Source organism: Massilia sp. CT11-108, assembly GCF_047302915.1.
Taxonomy (GTDB): Bacteria; Pseudomonadota; Gammaproteobacteria; order Burkholderiales; family Burkholderiaceae_D; genus Telluria; species Telluria orientalis.
This window is the reverse complement of sequence record NZ_JBKYMO010001313.1, coordinates 1-383: the sequence shown is the minus strand read 5'-3', so window position 1 is coordinate 383 and position 383 is coordinate 1. Positions and strand designations below refer to the sequence as shown.

At 72.6% G+C, this 383-nt stretch carries 1 protein-coding gene; it reads right to left on the bottom strand.

The window, feature by feature from the left end:
• Nucleotides 1-383 (bottom strand): creatininase family protein (locus tag ACEN88_RS34565; RefSeq protein WP_413346917.1); only part of this gene is annotated, 383 nt, incomplete at both ends.

Here is a 383-nt window from a genome sequence, read left to right as displayed (position 1 = left end):
GGGCGGAACGCACGAGTGCCGGGTCGACGGCCAGCGACAGCGCCGTGTCGGCGAGGCCCGCGTGCGTGCCGATCTCGGCGTCCGTGAAGCCGCGCTGCTTCAGGTCGGCGTTGAACGTCGTCGTGGCGGCATCGTAATAGGCGCCCAGCGCATGGGCGCGGCAGCCGCCGGCGCCGCCGTTGCCTCGATTTACCCGCGCGGCGGCCCTGGCTTCATTCGCCTGGTAGCCGCCGTGGTCGCCCAAAAAGAACACGTCGCGGATGCCGTGCCGGCACAGGCTCTTCGCGGTGGCTTCCAGCAGCGCCTCGAACGCGGCGTCCGGGATCGAGATCGTGCCGGCGAAGCGCATGTGCGCGGCCGGCGGCGCGATCGCCCCTTCCGGC